General features: G+C 48.0%; 15 protein-coding genes. 6 read left to right on the top strand and 9 right to left on the bottom strand.

Features of this window, described 5'->3' with window-relative positions:
* Positions 1-31 precede the first annotated feature (31 nt).
* From HHX48_RS14060 to phaR, 3 genes are all read right to left on the bottom strand, one after another.
* Positions 32-379 carry a phasin family protein gene (locus HHX48_RS14060; RefSeq protein WP_191026061.1) on the bottom strand — a complete coding sequence of 116 codons (348 nt, stop codon included), beginning with the start codon at positions 377-379 and terminating at the stop codon, positions 32-34.
* Between the two features lie 27 nt (positions 380-406).
* Positions 407-1,075, bottom strand: coding sequence for a TIGR01841 family phasin (phaP, locus tag HHX48_RS14055; protein WP_191026060.1), 669 nt, complete (start codon positions 1,073-1,075; stop codon positions 407-409).
* A gap of 160 nt (positions 1,076-1,235) precedes the next feature.
* A complete protein-coding gene (phaR, locus tag HHX48_RS14050) occupies positions 1,236-1,658 on the bottom strand; it encodes a polyhydroxyalkanoate synthesis repressor PhaR (RefSeq protein WP_191026059.1) in 423 nt (140 codons plus the stop codon).
* Between the two features lie 276 nt (positions 1,659-1,934).
* Between phaR and HHX48_RS14045 the strand changes: the two genes are divergently transcribed.
* The gene (locus tag HHX48_RS14045) at positions 1,935-2,333 is read left to right on the top strand and encodes a DUF4168 domain-containing protein (RefSeq protein ID WP_191026058.1); all 399 of its coding nucleotides are present in this window, start codon (positions 1,935-1,937) and stop codon (positions 2,331-2,333) included.
* Between the two features lie 67 nt (positions 2,334-2,400).
* On the opposite strand, the gene HHX48_RS14040 is transcribed toward HHX48_RS14045, so the two are convergent.
* Both HHX48_RS14040 and HHX48_RS14035 read right to left on the bottom strand, forming a co-directional pair.
* The gene (locus HHX48_RS14040) at positions 2,401-4,170 is read right to left on the bottom strand and encodes a PHA/PHB synthase family protein (RefSeq protein WP_191026057.1); all 1,770 of its coding nucleotides are present in this window, start codon (positions 4,168-4,170) and stop codon (positions 2,401-2,403) included.
* 15 nt (positions 4,171-4,185) lie between these two features.
* Positions 4,186-4,422 carry a DUF6489 family protein gene (locus HHX48_RS14035; RefSeq protein WP_191026056.1) on the bottom strand — a complete coding sequence of 79 codons (237 nt, stop codon included), beginning with the start codon at positions 4,420-4,422 and terminating at the stop codon, positions 4,186-4,188.
* Positions 4,423-4,581: 159 nt separating this feature from the next.
* Here HHX48_RS14035 and mrcB point away from each other — a divergent pair, with 159 nt between their 5' ends.
* Positions 4,582-6,891 carry a penicillin-binding protein 1B gene (gene mrcB / locus HHX48_RS14030; protein WP_191026055.1) on the top strand — a complete coding sequence of 770 codons (2,310 nt, stop codon included), beginning with the start codon at positions 4,582-4,584 and terminating at the stop codon, positions 6,889-6,891.
* 244 nt (positions 6,892-7,135) lie between these two features.
* Here mrcB and HHX48_RS14025 read toward each other — a convergent pair whose 3' ends face one another.
* The 3 genes from HHX48_RS14025 to HHX48_RS14015 form a co-directional block, all read right to left on the bottom strand.
* Positions 7,136-7,399, bottom strand: a complete 264-nt coding sequence (locus tag HHX48_RS14025; RefSeq protein WP_191026054.1) for a hypothetical protein — start codon at positions 7,397-7,399, stop codon at positions 7,136-7,138.
* 419 nt (positions 7,400-7,818) lie between these two features.
* The gene (locus HHX48_RS14020) at positions 7,819-8,730 is read right to left on the bottom strand and encodes a DUF808 domain-containing protein (protein ID WP_191026053.1); all 912 of its coding nucleotides are present in this window, start codon (positions 8,728-8,730) and stop codon (positions 7,819-7,821) included.
* A gap of 184 nt (positions 8,731-8,914) precedes the next feature.
* On the bottom strand, positions 8,915-9,685 hold the full coding sequence (locus HHX48_RS14015; RefSeq protein ID WP_191026052.1) for a hypothetical protein: 771 nt from the start codon (positions 9,683-9,685) through the stop codon (positions 8,915-8,917).
* 233 nt (positions 9,686-9,918) lie between these two features.
* On the opposite strand from HHX48_RS14015, the gene glnK reads away from it, so the two are divergent.
* From glnK to HHX48_RS14000, 3 genes are all read left to right on the top strand, one after another.
* A complete protein-coding gene (gene glnK, locus HHX48_RS14010) occupies positions 9,919-10,257 on the top strand; it encodes a P-II family nitrogen regulator (protein WP_139757567.1) in 339 nt (112 codons plus the stop codon).
* Positions 10,258-10,286: 29 nt separating this feature from the next.
* On the top strand, positions 10,287-11,534 hold the full coding sequence (locus HHX48_RS14005; RefSeq protein WP_191026051.1) for an ammonium transporter: 1,248 nt from the start codon (positions 10,287-10,289) through the stop codon (positions 11,532-11,534).
* Between the two features lie 239 nt (positions 11,535-11,773).
* The gene (locus tag HHX48_RS14000; RefSeq protein ID WP_223858385.1) at positions 11,774-13,273 is read left to right on the top strand and encodes a catalase; all 1,500 of its coding nucleotides are present in this window, start codon (positions 11,774-11,776) and stop codon (positions 13,271-13,273) included.
* A gap of 89 nt (positions 13,274-13,362) precedes the next feature.
* On the opposite strand, the gene HHX48_RS13995 is transcribed toward HHX48_RS14000, so the two are convergent.
* A complete protein-coding gene (locus tag HHX48_RS13995) occupies positions 13,363-14,208 on the bottom strand; it encodes a glycosyltransferase family 2 protein (protein WP_191026050.1) in 846 nt (281 codons plus the stop codon).
* 312 nt (positions 14,209-14,520) lie between these two features.
* On the opposite strand from HHX48_RS13995, the gene ggt reads away from it, so the two are divergent.
* Positions 14,521-16,212 (top strand): gamma-glutamyltransferase, encoded by a 1,692-nt coding sequence (gene ggt / locus HHX48_RS13990; RefSeq protein ID WP_223858383.1) that lies wholly within the window; start codon positions 14,521-14,523, stop codon positions 16,210-16,212.

Genomic DNA, 16,212 nt, shown 5'->3' with positions numbered 1-16,212 from the left:
GCAGGCTGGCCGAGCGGCCAGCCCTAACATGTTACTTCTTGGTAGCAGCAGAAAATGATGAGGTCATTGAATCGCTCATGCCTTTGAACATTTCGCCGGCTTTCTGTTGTGCTTCACTCATGATTGAGTACGAGCTTTTTGCCGTTTCAGACATTTTTTCCTGCATGGTTTCAAGATACGCTTTTTGCGTTTCAGCAACCGCCATCAGGTCTTTTTTGCCGCTAACCTGCTCAACATAATTCATGCTTTCAGACATCATTGTTGAGTACAGTTCGCTTTGCTTTTCAGCCAGGCTCTGCATGGTATTCATATTCAGACTGGCAAGGTCTGTCATAGGCTTCATTGCAGTTTTAAATTGCTCGTTCATTTGTTCAAACATAGTCATTCTCCAATAGGTGACAGATAATTAACGGGTTGATTTAGACGATGTGGTTTTGGCCGCAGTCGTCGACTTTGATGTCGAGGTGCTGCGACGAGAACCGGATGCAGACTTTTTCGCTGTTGAAGCAGTGCTCTGCGCCGTCTCTGTTGCTTTTTCAGCAGCCTTGCTTACCGAGTCGGTCGCTTTTTCGCTAGCTTTTTCCACTGATTTGGCTGTGGCCTCAGTGACCTTCTCACTGGCTTCAGTGGTCGCTTTGGTGGCCTGCTTCGCCGACTGAGTGACGGCCTCTGTCATTGATTCAGCCTGTTTTTTCATTTCCTGAACAGACGCAGATGTCGCGCGTTTTGCTTCCTCTGTTTTAGCCTTTGCAGTGTCTGCTGCTTCTGTTGCCATATTCTCAACAGAGTCTGAAGCCTGTTCGCCCAGTGAACTGAGTGTTTCAAATGTTGCCCGCGAGGCTGATACCCAGCGCTCACGTACTGAGGTCGCATATTCACTGTTGGCTGAAAGAATTGTTTTGATTTCAGGTTGAACACTGACCGTCTCAACATATTTGACGCCATCAGACAGCATGCCTGTCCATAACTCAGTCTGTTGTTGTGCAAGTGTCTCAAACGTCTTCGCGTTTAGTGCGAATAAGGTTTGCACAGGGTTGGTTGTCGATTTCAGTGATTCTGAAAAAAAGCCAAACATAGTGTTCTCCCTCAATCATTAAAATGCTGCGTTGCAGCAAACATGTTTAAATAATAAACAGTGAAAGGGGTGTCGTCAAATGGTTTTGCTGCACTGCAGCATGTTTTGTTATATCGATTTGCTATAAAGAGGAGGGTTTAAATGCTGCGATGCAGCATTGTTATTTCTTCTTCGATTTATCAGTCCACATATTCATGTTCTGCTCGACCATCTTATTAAAAACGTTGAACGGATTATTATCCATCATGTTTTTCATCATGCCCTGCATCTGGTCCTGCTGCTCAATAAAATGAACCAGGCTTTGCTCTAGATATTGCCTGACGAATACTTCCATATCGGTATCGTAATAGCGGATAAGCTGCTTAAGCAATGTATTGGTTAACAGTGACTGGTTTTCGTTGGTTTCGGATTCACTGATTATCTGAAGCAAGATGGTTTTGGTAATGTCTTCTTCCGATTTGGAGTCAATAACCGTGAATTCGGTGCGCTCATCGATCAGATGCTTAATATAGTCCAGATTCACATACTGACTTTGTGATGTGTCGTAGAGACGACGGTTAGGATACTTTTTTATGGTTATCATTTTGCACCATGTACAGAAAAAGAGCAGCGACCAGAGTAGCTAATAGCGCCTGTAAGGGCAAGAAGTACCACAATAAGCACTTAAACTGGTTAAAAAGTGTGTCCGTGAAGCGACACAATTGCCCCCTTTCGTAGCGGCGTTTGTCTATGTTAGCGTGCGACCAAAAGGTAAACCTATGATTCACAGCACCTAAAAGGAAGTTGGTATGGTTCTGGCTTCTACCTTTAGTGCGCGCCCTCTGAAGGGGGCAAATTTACACTGACCTGGAGTCAAAGTATGAATAAATTTGTTAAAACATTCGCCGCAAGCGCTGTTATTGCATGTGCCTCTTTCACTGCGCAAGCTCAGGAAGCATCCTCGCAGTCAATGCAACAGTCTTCTGAACAGCAGCAAATGGCTAAATACGATGACGCAACGCTGCTTAAGTTTACAATGGCGATGGAAGCGGTAAGTAATGTCGCGAACAAGTACGATCCGAAGTTCAAAGAAGTAGAGAGCCCGGAAAAAGCGCAAAAAATTCAAAAGCAGGCGCAGGCTGAAATGGTTGATGAAATTGAAAAAACCGGTCTGACTGTTGAAAAGTACACCACGATTGCACAGCGTGTACAAACGGATGAAACATTGCGCGAGCGCGTATTAACTATCGCGCGCGAAAAACAGCAGGAAAACAGCTAATTAGCATTCTTTAAGAGTTTTAAAAAAAGGCAGCCGGTTGGCTGCCTTTTTTATTGTCTGTGAGTGATTAAAGTCGCTTTTTTACATAATTGCCGGGCGCATCTTCAATAGCGGGATAGTCTTTATGCTCTCCTGGCGCAATGGCTGCCACCTTTTGCTTACTTTGTCCCTGCATCCACTGATACCAGTCCGGCCACCATGAGCCTTCGACTTTGTCAGCATCTTCAAACCATTGTTCAGCGGTGGGCGGTAATTCTTCATTCAGCCAGTGGGGATATTTTCCGCCCTTAACAGGGTTGATCACTCCCGCCAGGTGACCCGATCCGGCCAGCACAAAACGGGTTTTTCCTTTCACCAATTGTGTACCCCGATATGCCCCCTGCCACAAAACAATGTGATCAGCCATAGTGGCAAGAAAATACACGGGCATGTCAATTTTACCCAGGTCGATGTCTATACCATCTACATTCACGCCGCCGGGTTCTTTGAGTTTATTCTCCCAGTAGGTGGTTCTTACGTATTGTTTGAAGCACGCAGCGGTAATATTGGTTGCATCACTGTTCCAATACAGAATATCGAACGGAGCGGGATCCTGCCCTTTGAGATAGTTATTAATGAAATAGGACCAGAAAAGATTGTTCTCTCTAAGCAGCGAGAAGCTCAGACCGAGAATTCTGCCATCATACACCCCCTTGATGTCTGCGTTTTGCTCCATCACAGGTAGCGTCGTTTCAGTCAAATAATTGCCAATTTCACCCTGCTCAGTGAAATCGAGTAACGTGGTGAGCAGCGTGAGCGAACCGATCCGGGTATCCTTTTTGGCTCGCAAATAAGCCGCGGTCATGCTTAGCAGCGTACCGCCGACGCAAAATCCGACCATATTGATTTTTTTCTGCCCTGAAACAGTGCAGACCACATCCATAGCGGCGATGGGCCCCTTGTGCATGTAGTCGGCAAAATCCTGGTTTGCCAGCGTTGCATCCGGATTTACCCAGGAAATCATGTACACGGAAAAGCCTTCATCTAACAGGCCTTTCACGGCAGACTTTTTCTCGTTGAGATCCAATATATAGTATTTATTAATAAACGGCGGGACAAACAAAACCGGTCGGGCGTATTGTTTTTCCTGAGTGGGCGTATAATGAATAAGCTGAATCAATTCATTCTGGTAAATGACTTTGCCGGGCGTCGTCGCAAGATCTTCACCAATAGTGAATGCATCAGCCGGCGTTTGCGTTATTTTGAACGCCTCAAGCGGGCTGTGCTCTAAATCCCGAAGAAAGTTTTTTAAGCCATTAGCCAGGTTTTCGCCTTTTGTTTTAAGAATTTCCTCGCATACTTCCGGGTTGGAAAGTAAGTAGTTTGTGGGGCATACCGAATTTATATACTGTCGGGTATAAAATCGTACCTGCTCCGCGGCTTTGGGATCCTTAAAGTGCATCGAATCAAGCATGCCCTGGAACATTTTTGCATTAATTAAATATGATTGCCTGAGATAACTGAAAACCGGATTTTCCTGCCAGTCAGGATGGCCAAATCGTTTGTCACTACTTTCTTCCTGGACAACCGGCTGCATCTTTTCACCCATCATCGCTTTGGTTGCTTGCTGCCACAAAGCGTTCTGCTCTCGCATGAAATCCATGTGATGCTGCATCAGGCTGGCCGTATCCACTTCCACCTTATCGCTCAGTAGTGACGAAAAGTGCTCCGGATCAAACACGCCTGGCGCGCCATTTGTCGCGTCACGTTTGGCCAGGATATCATGCACCATGGTGTTGAATTGGGTGGCGTACTGATTGAGCATCGCCATCACATCACTGTAATCTTGCTGTTGCATAAAACGTCCTGATGCTTATTTTTTCTGGCCTTGAGTGGCCATGTTTTCGAAAAATTTCTGATACATGGAAAACGCGTTCTGACTACTTGCCAGATAGGGCTTAAGCATTGCCATTAAGGCTTCCTGATTGCCGTTTGCAAGCTGCTCGTTGAGCGCTGAAAGCGTGGTTTCGTGGAGCTGGCTTAAATCTGGCCAGCCGAAAAGTTCGCGGGCCTCCTGGGGGGAAATATCCACATCAATGGAAATCTTCATGATTCATTCCTCACGAATAAAATGCCTATTGATCAGACGGTTAAGCAAGTGCATACAACTCGCTGACACTACCGTGGCCAATCTGACAGTCAATACACTGGAAATTGCGGTGTGAAACACGCAGAATTCACGCAGTGTTTTCTCATCATGGCATGATAAGTGGCTAAAAAACAAACTAAAGCGAAAAAAAATCGTAAAGGTTTCTACGGCTTTTTCTTCAAGCTGATTCTCGTCGCATTCATCGTTGTTGCCGGGTATACGATTTATCTGGACGCGCAAATTAAACATACGTTTACGGGGAATAAGTGGGAAGTGCCGGCGCAGATATTCGCGCGTCCGCTGATCCTCAACGAGCGTCTGGAAATAACGCCCCAGGAAGTGCTTGATGAACTTGAATTATTAGGCTACCGCAAAGTTTCCCGCCCCGAGGGAAGCGGTGAGTACGCGTATTGGAATCGAAAACTGATCGTCATGAGACGGGCGTTTCAGTTTGCAAACGGGCCCGAGCCATTACGCAGAATTACGGTTACCTGGGACGGTAATCGCATTGCCTCTATTACCGATGATAGCGCGGGCCGGCAGATAAACAGTATCCGGCTGGAGCCTTGGCTTGTGACCAGACTGGTGAGCAGTTCCCGCGAAGATCGTATGCTGGTCACCCTTGATTCTGTACCAGATATGCTGCCTAAAACCTTAACCCTCGTTGAGGACAGAGATTTTTATGATCACCACGGCGTCGCGCCTTTATCAATATTAAGGGCGTTGATCGCCAATCTAAAGGCGGGCCGTACCGTTCAGGGCGGCAGCACCTTAACGCAGCAGTTGGTTAAAAACCTGTATCTGACCCGCGAAAAATCGATAATCAGAAAAGCCAAAGAAGCCATGATGGCAATCATTATCGATGCCCGTTACAGCAAAACCGAAATTCTGCAGGCCTACATGAACGAGGTGTTTCTGGCCCAGGACGGGGATATGGCTGTGCACGGTTTTGGTTTGGCCAGTTATTACTTTTTCGACAGGCCGGCCACTGAGCTGAATGTGCCAGAAATCGCCACGCTGGTGGCGATGATCAAGGGGCCGTCTTATTACAATCCACGCCGCTACCCTGAGCGTGTGACCGAGCGCAGAAATCTTATTCTGCGTCTGTTATTCGAAGCTAACGAAATAACCGCCAAACAATACGAGCAATACCTTAATGCGCCGTTGGATCTGGCCTCCGGTGCCAGCCTGGCCAGTGGCAAGCACCCTGCGTACATGCAAAGGGTTCGGTCAGAGCTTAAAGATATTCTGGCAGACCCCAGCTTGCGCGACTCAGGAGTGAAGGTGTTTACAACGCTGGACATCTACGCGCAGCGCAGAGCCGAAAAGGCACTAACTTCTACGCTGGCCAGCTTACAGAAGAACCGCAAGGCGGAACTTGAAGGTGCGATGGTGGTGTCGGATATTAAAACAGGCGGAATCCGCGCTATCGTGGGTTCAAAAGACGCCGGTTACAGTGGCTTCAACCGCGCGCTGGATGCCAAACGCCAAATAGGCTCGCTGGTTAAGCCTGCGGTATATCTGACGGCACTGGAAGATCCCACAGAATATAATCTGGCCACACCTTTGGACGACAAACCCATCACCCTGAAAAGCACCGATGGAGAGCTGTGGTCGCCGCGTAACTACGATAAAGAATTCAGAGATCATGTACCGCTTATTACCGGGCTGGTGGAGTCGTTAAACGTACCAACTGTGAACCTGGGAATGGCGCTGGGGCTGGATAAAGTGGCGAACACGGTCAAGCGTCTTGGTGTGGAAACGCGGATTAAAGAAGTACCAGCAATGACACTGGGTGCACTGAGCATGACGCCGGCACAAACCAACCAGATGTACCAGACTATTTCGAATAATGGTCGTTACGTACCCCTGCATACGGTCACAGCAGTTATGTCAGCAAAAAATAATCTGCTGTGGAAGCATGCTGATTTTTACTCTCAACGCGCTGATGAAGCGGCGACGTATCTGCTTAACTACGGGTTGTTTAAAGTCACTCGTGAAGGCACGGCAAAGCGCCTTGGTACAGTATTTCCCAATATTAATATGGCGGGTAAAACGGGCACAACGGATGACTACCGTGATGCCTGGTTCAGTGGTTTTGATCGCAATAATGTCAGCACAGTCTGGGTGGGTAATGATGATAATCAAACGATTAATCTGACCGGTGCCAGTGGGGCGTTACCGGTATTTATCAATTACCAGCGGTTGCAAAGCCCCAAGTCGTTATCACGCCGCTTCCCTGACGGGCTGGGTATTGCACATTTTAACGCTACCACAGGCGCGGTCACGGTGCCTGGCTGTCCATATTCACTCAGCGTGCCTGCGATACTGGAGGTACTGCCACCGCCACGAAATGACTGTGCAGGCAAACCGGTCGAAAGCGATACAGAGGATGATGAGGATAAAAGCTGGTGGGAACGCTGGTTTTAAAAAAAAAGCCCTGAAGGAAAATTGTGTCGGGAAGAATTTTAGCAAACAGGCAAGGCTGTAATACTCAACACAATTTCCGTCAGGGGGATCCGAAAGCGGGAGGATCATCCAGGGTAAATTCGTTAACGGGGCGCGAACAGCTTACGCAAACCTGAGAAGATGACGGCGCTTGCAATATAAGCTGCAAGCGGTGCCATCGCAGCAAAAAATACGGCAGTGTGGCTGATAATCATGACTAACTCACTTAAGCGTCGTTGTCGCCGTTATCGCTGGCGTTATTTGTTTTGGCTGTTAAGACTTCTTTGCGTTGCAGTGGCGCAGGGGCCAATAACCATTCCTGACTCAGATCCTGTCGGATAGCATGACGAATTTCTGTCTTCGTCTGTTGTGCACTGCTGGCGATCATCTGATCGGCTTCCAGCTCAATTGTATTTTTCTCACAAGCCTGTGCATTACCAACACCCATTGCAAAAGCGACCATACAGCTGATTTTATAAACAGTTTTCATCTTCATTCCTTAATTCATGTTAAACACTGCTCGGCACGTCTGGCAGCCAGTTATTGTTAAGTCGCAATAGCTATAGCGATAGTTGTGCCAATGCAAAAATAATTTATAAGTGCATGAAAGATAGAGGTTTGCAGGGTTTTGCGAAAACGTAGTTAAACAGTTCAAAAAAGAGAGTGGCTAAAATGTTGTGATTTTCACACCAGTATTGGTGGATTACGCCAACTCGGTAAGGCCGCGTTTTTGCAAATATTGTTTGATTGCTAAAAAAAGGCGTGAAGGATGATGCAGCGAAGCGTTTATCACCTAACAGGCGGATGAGCTGCAGGGGAAGTGAATTTGATTAAAATGCTAAAGTGCTGTCCGGCAGGCTGCACCATTACAGCTTACCGGATCGCGTTTTGATAGGGGGCTGGAATGCTTTATTTTCGAATACGACTGACAACAGACATTAATGCGACAATAAGCGCACCAGCAATGAAACCTGCTATGCCGTCTACAATTATACTGACAAGCAATTCTGGGAGGGGTATGGCATGAATCACTACCTCGGCAGCGTGATGAATAAAACCAATATTGTGGGTAAGAATCCCACCACCAACCAGGAACATAGCAATGGTGCCGACGATAGCCAGAAACTTCATTAGCAGGGGCGCGGTAATCAGCAATCCTCTGCCGGTGACCTTCTGAAAACGATTAAAATTACCGGTCAGCGATTTGCGCAGCAGATACAAACCCAGATCATCCATTTTAACAATGGCTGCGACCAGGCCATAAACGCCCGCAGTAATTGCCAGACTTAACGCCACAAGCACACCGACCTGCGTGATAAAGTCTGCACCGGCTATGCTACCCAGCGCGATGACAATAATTTCTGCTGATAGAATAAAGTCGGTGCGAATGGCCCCCTTTATTTTCTCTTTTTCCATGGCCACCAAATCAACGTTGGCATCAGCAAGTTGAGCAAGTCGCGCGTCGCGTTCTTCAGCGTCATGATGGGGAAAAAATCGGTGCAACACCTTTTCGGCCCCTTCAAAGCACAGATAAAGCCCGCCGATAACCAGTAAAACTGCAATTAGCACCGGCACAAAAGCGCTGATTAGTAAGGCTGCGGGTACCAGAATCACCTTATTGAGTAGCGAACCTTTCGCAACGGCCCACACCACCGGCAATTCGCGTTCAGGCTTTACGCCGCGTACCTGGTCAGCATTCAGGGCCAGGTCATCACCCAGCACACCGGCTGTTTTCTTCGCGGCCACTTTAGACATGACAGAGACATCGTCGAGCAGTGTCGCAATATCATCGATTAGGGCCAGTAAATTTGCAGCAGCCAAAGCAATTCCTCAAATACATATTTTATTTAGCATATCGCCGACTCAGGTAAGTTGACAATAGACGTTTGAATAGCCGTTATGACTATATCGTTAAGTAATACCTCACGATCACATTTATAGTTCGGACATGGTCAATATGACTCGCGGTAAATGTGTATGCAGGTATTTAAAAGCAGCATAATATTCAGCGCTTTGCGCCGGCCTCTTCCAATCGCTTATTGATGTGTGGTGCAAGCTGCGCTTCTGACGAGCAGCGTAATGTCCCTCCTGTAATTGTGCTAAGAGTGGCAACTACCTCGCCTGCCACCCTGTCACACCGTAAACGCCTAATTTTTGGGGCAGATTTGTCCTTTTCAGGCGCTCCCTTGCGGGCATCGGTCAGCGAAGGATGTCGTTGTTGGTGTCGGGCCTGTCGCGACTCTGTTTTTCCCAGCTCGGATATCTGTGACTCGTTATGTTGTGAGAAATAGTTATTCAGTGCAGCAGCAGAACTGACCGACGTGCCACGCTGGTGAACGTTGCTCGTGCTGACCGATGACGTTGGGGAAGATGGCGGCGGTGTGGGCTCGGGTTTGGACAACGTTTTTTCAGGAAGGTTGTCCGCGTCAGGGGCATTGTCCAAACGCTTATCCGTGTTCGGTGTCTTGTTTTGCTCGGTGACAATCTTTTCGGCAGGCGTCTTCGGGTCAACCTTTATCGGCTCTGGTTGCACGCTATCCCGCACAGCCGGTGGCGCCACGACGAGACGGGCACGAACAGGCTGAGAGACAGATTGTGTTTTTTCACTGGTCGGCAGGGTGACAAACAGGGCGGCGCTAATCACAATAATGCCATGCAGCACGAAAGCAATGGCAAAGGTAAGCAGGCGGTCGTTAGTTGCAATCCACGCAGTGCTGCCTGCCTTTTTATCATCCGCATCTTCCGGAATATCGATGCGATCCCACTGAATGTCCATATGATTTTCTAATTCCTTTTAGCGCAAACTATTACCGTGCTGTCGTAGTGCACAAAAATAACGCACTACAATCATAGCGCACCATAATTGTGCAAAAAACTACATGTTGTGTAAGTCAAAAATGAATAAGTATTTGATTTAAATGAATAATAATTTGTGGCTTGGCTTTTGTATTGTTGCAGTAAAACGCACGCAACGTGCAATAACATCCTCATCGAAAATTGGAGCTGCACATGAAACTAGTCACAGCGATAATCAAGCCATTCAAGCTTGATGATGTTCGCGAAGCCATATCGGAAATCGGCATAGAAGGTTTGACCGTGACCGAAGTAAAAGGTTTCGGACGTCAAAAAGGACACACCGAACTATATCGGGGCGCAGAGTATCAGGTAGATTTTCTGCCTAAGGTAAAACTGGAAATCGCCGTGATGGACGATCAGGTTGATCGTCTTGTAGAAGTCATCGTTGATGCAGCGAAAACAGGCAAAATCGGTGACGGGAAAGTCTTTGTTTACAATCTCGAGCAAGCCGTTCGGATACGGACCGGCGAGTCAGATGTTGACGCGTTGTAAGCCACTATAAAAATTGCGGAGAGAGTATAATGGAAATCACCTTTGAGCTTGGGTATGCACTAGATACCTTTTATTTCTTAATCTGTGGTGCGCTGGTCATGTGGATGGCTGCCGGCTTTGCCATGCTTGAAGCCGGTCTGGTTCGGGCAAAAAACACGACAGAAATTCTGACCAAAAACATTTCACTGTTTGCCATTGCCTGCACCATGTACATGGTTTGCGGCTACGGCATCATGTACGGCGGCGACGATTTTAGCTGGTTTTTAAGTGGCATTATGGGCGACGGTGCCACCGACGTGGAAGGCGATGCGGCGACCTATGCACCATCGGCTGACTTTTTCTTCCAGGTTGTCTTTGTTGCAACAGCGATGTCTATCGTATCAGGCGCAGTCGCTGAGCGAATGAAACTATGGGCATTTTTGACTTTTTCTGTCGTGATGACGGGCTTTATTTATCCGATGGAAGGTGCCTGGACATGGGGCGGCGAATCGGTATTCGGCCTTTACAGTCTTGGCGATAACGGTTTTTCTGATTTTGCTGGCTCAGGCATTGTGCACATGGCGGGTGCTGCTGCAGCATTGGCAGGAGTGTTAATCCTTGGTCCGCGTAAAGGTAAATACACCGCTGATGGAAAAATTCATGCAATCCCGGGTGCCAACCTGCCACTGGCGACACTGGGTACATTCATTCTTTGGATGGGCTGGTTTGGTTTCAACGGCGGGTCTGTACTGGCTACAGCGACAGTAGAAAGTGCAAATTCCGTGGCTGTTGTGTTTATGAATACTAATGCAGCTGCTGCCGGCGGTACTATCGCTGCTCTGTTACTGGCGCGGGTGATGTTTGGCAAAGCGGATCTGACCATGGCGCTAAACGGTGCGCTGGCCGGACTGGTTGCAATTACGGCAGAGCCGTCAACACCTACTCCACTACTGGCAACGGTATTTGGTGCTATCGGTGGTCTTTTGGTGGTCTTCAGCATCGTTACGCTGGACAAAATGAAGATTGATGACCCTGTCGGTGCAATTTCAGTGCACGGTGTGGTTGGCTTACTTGGCCTTCTGTTGGTACCACTGACTAACGATGGCGCCAGTGTGGGTGGTCAGTTGTTAGGTGCCCTTACTATTTTCATCTGGGTATTTGTTACCAGTCTCATCGCCTGGCTTATCATTAAAGCGGTTATGGGTGTCCGGGTTTCAGCTGAAGAAGAGTTTGATGGCGTCGATGTCAGCGAATGTGGCCTGGAAGCCTATCCGGATTTTGTGGGAAGCCGCAAATAGCTCCTCAGATAACTAACCGGGCAAAATAATAATATTTATAAGCCCAGGTCACTTCAGTTAGCCCCGCTCAGCGGGGCTTTTTTATTTGTAAAACCAAAGAGACAGTGAGCTGCAGACGCGTTGGCATCACGCGGCCAGCGACTAATCTGATTTTCAAAAGCACTATGCATAGAAAAGCGATTAATCGAAATGGCCTTGAACGGGGTAAGGATATTAATTCTAAACATGCTGGAGGCATCATGAAAAAGCCAACGCTTACCACTTCGGCGGGCACGCCGGTACCTACTAACGAAACATCAAAAACAGCCGGTCCCCGTGGTCCGCTGCTCCTCGATGATTATCAACTGATCGAGAAGCTGGCTCATCAAAACAGAGAACGTATTCCAGAACGTACGGTTCATGCTAAAGGCTGGGGGCTTGAGGGTACCTTTACTGTTACCCACGATATTACCAAATATACTTGCGCCGACCTGTTTTCAGAAATAGGTAAGAAAACCGATGTATTAAGTCGCTGGTCTACCGTTGCCGGTGAATCCGGCGCAGCCGATGCTGAACGCGATGTACGTGGCTTCAGTCTGAAGTTTTATACCGAGCAGGGCAACTGGGACATGGTGGGCAACAATACCCCCATTTTCTTCATCCGCGACGGGTATAAATTCCCTGACTTTATCCGCACGCAGAAGCGTCATCCTAAAACCAATCTGCGTAGTCCCGAAGCCATGTTCGACTTCTGGGCGGCGCAGCCAGAGTCAGTGCATCAGGTAACCATTCTGATGTCTGACCGTGGTATTCCTAAAAACCCTATGTACATGAACGGTTATGGCTCGCACACATTCAGTATGTGGAATGCCAGCGGCGAACGTTTTTGGGTGAAGTTTCACTTTAAAACTCAGCAGGGCCACGAACACTATACCAATGAAGAAGCAGAAAAGCTGATTGGTAAAACCCGTGAATCTTATCAGGAAGATCTGATTAATGCGGTGGAAGAGGGTAAGTTCCCTAAGTGGACGCTTTATATTCAGGTCATGCCAGAAGAAGAGGCGGGTCAGCAGGAATACAATCCGTTCGATATTACGAAAGTCTGGCCACATGATGATTACCCGCTGATTGAAGTGGGTGAGCTTGAGATGAATAAGGTGCCGGAAAACTACTTCCAGATGATTGAAAATGCGGCATACAGCCCATCTAACGTAGTGCCGGGTATCGGCTTTAGTCCGGATAAGATGCTGCAGTCACGTGTATTCTCCTATGCTGACGCGCACCGGTATCGTCTGGGAACACATTATGAAGCGCTGCCTGCTAATGCGCCGAAAAATGCCAAGGTTAATCATTATCACAAAGACGGCGCCATGCGCTTCTTCACAAATGATTTTGGCAACCCTGACGCCTATTACGAGCCGAATCAGTATGAGGGGCCCGTAGCGGATGAAACCGTCAAGGAACCACCTTTGCGCATTGATGGTGATGCGGATCGCTATTATCAGGAAGAATCTGATATTGATTATAAACAGCCGCGTAAGTTGTACGAAATGTTCTCTGATGATCAGAAAGAACGTTTGTATAAGAACTATGCTGCCGCGATGGGACCGTGCTCAGATGGCGTGAAACAGCGCTGGTACGCTGTACTTGAAAAAGTGCACCCGGATTATGCAGCCGGTGTGCGTAAAGCGGTGGAGTCACTGGATACGGATGTCAATGCGGTACCGGTAACCGAAGATACGCCAATGGATGACCAATAGTCTGAAATTGCAGTTACAAACAACACCCGCTGACGCTAAGTCGCGGGTGTTTTTTTATAGTGCCTGAAATAAGTGAAATTCGCGCACTTTCAGGATGGTTGCAGCTTGATATGCGACTTAATTTCCTCATCAGTAGGCAACCGCCTCACTCGCAATCCTGATGTTTGATAGTCCGGATGTATTAGACCTTCTTCTGCAAATTGTTCCAGATAGGGCGTAAGCGGATAAATGCCCCATTTTTCTTTGTAGCGCGTGGCGTTGGACACAATATCGAACAGATGATTGATAGGCGGATCGCAATAGGGATGATACTGATGAAGCACCGTAGCGGGTACCTGTTCTAGTACAATCCCCTGTTTGTGGCAGCGGGTAGCAAAATCAATATCGCCGACGCCATAGCCTGAATAATGCTCGTCAAACCCATTTACCATGTCGTAATCCTGTTTGCAGATACCAAACAGGTTGGTTGTGAAGTCCCGGATCATGTCCAGCCGTCGGGGCGCTTTGGGTGCATTGCCACCGCTTGCCGGCATGGCTTGTGATTCAAGAGCGGAAAAATCTACACGCGCTGGTGTTTCCCGCAAATATTTAATCACGGAAGTAACGACCACCCCAGGACGCACGACCTCCAAAAACTGAGCAAACAGATCCTCAGCGCAGATACAGTCCACATCAAGATAAAAAATAATGTCGTGAGAACAGCTGCTGAACCCTTTATTGCGCGCCTGTGGGATGGGCAACGTTTCGTCGACAAAAAAACGATGCTGAATATGAAAAGCGTCGCTTTTAATCAGTGACTCAGTGCAAGGGGCACCCATCCACACGACAATCATTTCCTGCGGCATCACGGAGGATTGCTCTATGCTGCGTATCAGATTTGTCAGCTGCCGCACTCTGTTTTTTACAATCGTTACGATACTGAATTGGGTATTCATACGCGTGCTATATCAATCGAAATATCGTTCATTACCACACAGTGTAGAAGACCTGTTCGGGCTCGCCAGAACAGAAGTGAGGGGCAAGAGGTTTTCATTGTGTCTGTCCTTGTTGTGCAAAAACCGCCTGTGCTAACGGCAGCAAAAATAGCGCCAGCTGTTGAGATTACTAAGTTGCTGATAATAGGGTTTTTGCTGCAAGTATGTGAGAATGGTCGCAAGACTTTCAGTAAGAATTACAGTAAAACTGTATCCCTGATAGTGCAGTATTTAATCAGTGAATGTAAAAAATTGACCGGATGAGGAGAAATCATGGCGTTCAAACGCATGCTTGCAGGTTTAATCAGTATGACCGTGGCGGTATCAGCGATAGCCTATGACAGAGTGACCGGCGAACCTTTTGCAAGCCGCTCTGAAGTACTGTCACAGCACGGTATGGCTGCAACCAGTCAGCCACTGGCGACACAGGCCGCGCTGGATATTCTTAAGCAAGGGGGCAATGCCATTGATGCTGCAATCGCTGCAAATGCGGTACTGGGCCTGGTAGAGCCTACAGGTTCTGGCATTGGGGGCGATTTATTTGCCATTGTCTGGGATGCTGAGTCACAGCAATTATACGGGTTGAACGCATCCGGGCGCTCACCCCAGTCTTTAACCAAAGATGTGTTTGCGCAAAAAGGACTTAGTCAGATCCCCTCATTCGGGCCGCTGCCGGTGTCAGTCCCCGGTGCAGTAGACGGTTGGTTTGAGCTGCACGGAAAGTTTGGTTCGTTGCCTATGCAAAAGATCCTGACCCCCGCGATTAACTATGCCAAAGACGGTTTTCCGGTCAGTGAACTTATTGCCTATTACTGGCAGGTCAACACTAAGCGTATTGGCCAGTATGAAGGGTTTGCAGACACTTTCCTACCTGGGGGAAAGCCGCCGGCTAAAGGGGATATTTTTAAAAATCCCGGGCTGGCGACGACCTATGAAAAAATCGCTACTGGTGGGCGCGATGCGTTTTACAAAGGAGATATTGCCAGAACTATTGCCGCTTATATGAAAGCGCAGGGTGGCTATCTGACCTATGACGATCTTGCTGCCCACAGTTCAACCTGGGTAGAGCCGGTTTCAACTAACTATCGCGGTTACGACGTCTGGGAGCTACCACCAAATGGTCAGGGCATTGCAGCGCTGCAGATACTTAACATTATGGAGCAGTTTGATGTCGAAGGCATGGGATTTGGCTCAGCCGAATACGTGCATACCTTTGTTGAGGCAAAAAAACTGGCGTTTGCCGACAGAGCGAAGTTTTATGCTGATCCTGAGTTTAACGATATTCCGGTAGAGCGTCTGATTTCAAAGCCTTACGCCAGACAACGCCAAAAAGAGATCGACCCTGAACAGGCTGCGAAACGCGTTGATGCCGGGCTTAATGAAGGCGATACGATCTATCTTACTGTTGCCGATGAAAAAGGTAATATGGTCTCGCTTATTCAATCTAATTATCGCGGTATGGGATCTGGCATGACGCCGCCAGGTCTGGGGTTTATTCTGCAAAATCGCGGCGAACTGTTTACCCTGCAAACGGGACATTTCAATGAGTATGCGCCGGGTAAACGTCCTTTTCATACTATTATTCCGGCTTTCGTCACGCGAAATGCTAAACCCTGGCTTAGCTTTGGTGTGATGGGTGGAGCAACGCAACCCCAGATGCACGCCCAGATCGTGATGAATCTGATTGATTTTGGTATGAATCTGCAAGAAGCAGGCGATGCACCACGCATCGTGCATACCGGCTCATCAAGTCCTACCGGCGAGCGCATGACAGATGGCGGACAGGTCCATCTGGAGACCGGATTTTCGATGAAAACCCAGCGTCAGCTGATGAAAATGGGTCACACCCTGCAACCTGCAGTTGGGTTGTATGGCGGTTATCAGGCTATACAGTGGGATGGTGACAGGAAGATTTATATTGGCGCCTCAGAAAGTCGTAAAGATGGACAAGCGGCTGGCTATTAG

Origin of the sequence: Salinimonas profundi, assembly GCF_014750655.1 — a bacterium.
In the GTDB taxonomy this organism is placed as follows: domain Bacteria; phylum Pseudomonadota; class Gammaproteobacteria; order Enterobacterales; family Alteromonadaceae; genus Alteromonas; species Alteromonas profundi_A.
The sequence above is the reverse complement of the archived record's forward strand: the minus strand, read 5'-3'. Positions and strand labels throughout refer to the sequence as shown.